Raw genomic sequence first — 2,683 nt, 5'->3', positions numbered from 1 at the left:
CCTGTATTTGGTCGCTCAAAAATGTGGTGGTCAGACGCTTCGCTTGACGGGGGGCTTTGCCCCCAAAACGAAACACGTTCACTGGGGTTCACTTGCCATCGCTGGGGCGTGTCATTTCGTTTCGGCTCCCCCTGTTTTTCCCTTTCTTCGCTGGACGCTCATCAGGATAAAAACAAAAAGCCTACCGCCCTCGTTTTACTCGGTTGGTCAAATCGCTTCTTGCCACAAAACAAGTTTGTGACTTTCAGCGATTTCGCATCGTTTTACTTGTCAGTTTGCACGATGTTAAAAACGCACTCAGAAGCCCGCAAAACCGTTCTAAACTTTCAGCGTAGATTTGGGTGTTTTATAGGGTGATCGTGTCTTAAAATCGTTTCGAGGGGCTTTAATGGGGATGAACGGGAGGTTTTTGCTAACTAACTCGCCCGTTTAACATAAAAGGGATTGTATGAATCAATTTTAGCTAGAGTTTAAGGTTGTTCAAATTAATGTACAATGATTGCACTGTATAAATAACCAGGTGTAGCATGTATGGAAAAGCACTTTATCAATGAAAAGTTTTCACGAGATCAATTTACGGGGAATAGAGTTAAAAATATTGCCTTTTCAAATTGTGATTTTTCAGGGGTTGATTTAACTGATACTGAATTTGTTGATTGTAGTTTTTACGACAGGAATAGCTTGGAAGGGTGTGATTTTAATAGAGCCAAACTAAAAAACGCTAGCTTTAAAAGCTGCGATTTATCAATGAGTAATTTTAAAAACATTAGCGCCTTAGGTCTTGAAATTAGTGAGTGTTTAGCTCAAGGAGCTGATTTTCGAGGGGCTAATTTTATGAATATGATAACTACAAGGTCATGGTTTTGTAGTGCTTATATAACCAAGACAAATCTTAGTTACGCTAATTTTTCTAGAGTCATATTAGAAAAGTGCGAACTGTGGGAAAATCGCTGGAATGGCACTGTGATAACTGGCGCCGTGTTTCGTGGCTCCGATCTTTCTTGTGGGGAGTTTTCATCGTTTGATTGGTCTTTGGCTGATTTTACTGGTTGTGATTTAACGGGTGGGGCGCTTGGCGAGCTTGATGCAAGGCGAATTAATTTAGATGGAGTGAAGTTGGATGGAGAGCAGGCGCTTCAGCTTGTTGAGAGTTTAGGTGTTATTGTTCACCGATAAAATCTAGGTAAAAAACGCCTAATGCCCCAATGTGGTACTAATCAAAACGGAGCGAAGCGACATCTTCATCTTGTCTTTGCTTTTCTCCATGATCAGTTATTGGGTCATGGTCTCTTAGCTCGTTAATCTGGCTAAGTTTGGTTAGGTTGGGCTTCTTTCGACACTTCGCAATCCAAGAAATCCCTAGTCCGTTGATTGGTGCTCTTATCAGGTACGCACTGTAATCTTTCGATACCGCAGCGTGATTCGGAGGTAGAGCCGGAATTTCGTTTTCCGGTACGTTTTACTACCACAATTTGCCTGTTTATCCTTTCGGAGACCGGGCTAAGTCCGAGTCAATCAAGTGGTGCATTTGGGTTAATGTCGTTGGCTGGTATTTAATGAGAACGTGACAAGCGCCTCTCACGTTGCTAAGATTGGATTGCGACGTCTAATCTGAGCAACGAATGCACAAGATTTAGAGTACCAGAGCCCTGTGATGCTGTCACGGGGCTTTGTTACATCTGGAGCTTGGTAAACCTCATAAATTCAATTCGCAACGCTCGCCGCAAGGCGTGAACTTGTTTCACGTCGAGGAAGCGGAATTTCTCGAAAGCCTTATACTGTCTCCGTTCACACATGATCGGAGGGTGTCTCTATGTCTCAATTATTTCGTTTGGCATCGCCAGAAGATTACGAATACATCGAAGAATTAAATTTATGGGAATTGTCATTTGATAAGCGACCGGTTCAAGGGGTTCGTTGTGAAGATCCGGTGATCGGGGCAGAAAAATATAATCAAGGGCGTGAAAAATTTAAGGCGTTAGCGTCACGGCATAAAAAACACTGGAAACCGAACGGATTGACCTTTTCGGAGTTGATCCGCTGGGCAATAGAATGCGGAACTCCAGAACAATGTCAGCTTGTTTTAGCGTTATACCATTGCACAAACGATGATGATTATCAGGCGATGGGAATTCAGTTAAGCCGAAGTATTGATAATGCAAATGTCAGTCCGATCATCTTTTTCACAGGTAAAAATCAACGGTTATTAGGTGATATTTCGATGCTAAAACAGCTCGAAGAAAAGGTGCGCTGACGTTAGGTTTACCTATTATTTTATGTATTATCCTATCTATTATTCTATCTCTTATTTTATCTATTTCGTCTGTAATAGGTAGAATAATACATAGAATAAGATACAGAATAATAGATAGACACAAGATGACGTTGTGTTATTTCTTACCCATTAATCCACCTGTTATTCTACCTATTACTTTACCCGTTATTGCACCCAATTTAGGTATAACGGGCAGAATAACGGGTGAAATAATGGGTAGAATCATAGTTTTACTAACTTGCACCCCATGATACTTTCAGTATCAATGCCACTCATTTTCTGGACGAAAATGAATGACATAAGGCTCCGCCCTCTGGCTATTTTCTTCGGCTGGACGCCTGCGAAAAAAACCATTCACCCAAGCCCGTCAAACTCACTGCGTTCGTCTGACCACCCCCTTTTTTCGCC

General features: G+C 41.8%; 3 protein-coding genes. All 3 read left to right on the top strand.

Going from position 1 to position 2,683, the window contains the following annotated elements:
* Window positions 1-357 (top strand): hypothetical protein (locus PR800_RS19540; protein ID WP_269621704.1); only part of this gene is annotated, 357 nt, incomplete at its 5' end.
* A gap of 174 nt (window positions 358-531) precedes the next feature.
* A complete protein-coding gene (locus tag PR800_RS19535) occupies window positions 532-1,176 on the top strand; it encodes a quinolone resistance pentapeptide repeat protein QnrD1 (RefSeq protein WP_012634451.1) in 645 nt (214 codons plus the stop codon).
* Between the two features lie 637 nt (window positions 1,177-1,813).
* Window positions 1,814-2,254, top strand: coding sequence for a hypothetical protein (locus tag PR800_RS19530; RefSeq protein ID WP_015063446.1), 441 nt, complete (start codon window positions 1,814-1,816; stop codon window positions 2,252-2,254).
* The last annotated feature ends 429 nt before the right edge of the window (window positions 2,255-2,683 follow it).

Origin of the sequence: Providencia sp. PROV205 (assembly GCF_028479505.1) — a bacterium.
In the GTDB taxonomy this organism is placed as follows: Bacteria; Pseudomonadota; Gammaproteobacteria; order Enterobacterales; family Enterobacteriaceae; genus Providencia; species Providencia huaxiensis.
Note: the sequence above shows the minus strand (reverse complement) of the source record. Positions and strands in the feature narration are given on the sequence as shown.

Excerpts from the sequence above, each read along its gene's own strand:
- PR800_RS19535 (WP_012634451.1), top strand. The coding sequence starts at position 532 with ATGGAAAAGCACTTTATCAATGAAAAGTTTTCACGAGATCAATTTACG.
- PR800_RS19530 (WP_015063446.1), top strand. The coding sequence starts at position 1,814 with ATGTCTCAATTATTTCGTTTGGCATCGCCAGAAGATTACGAATACATC.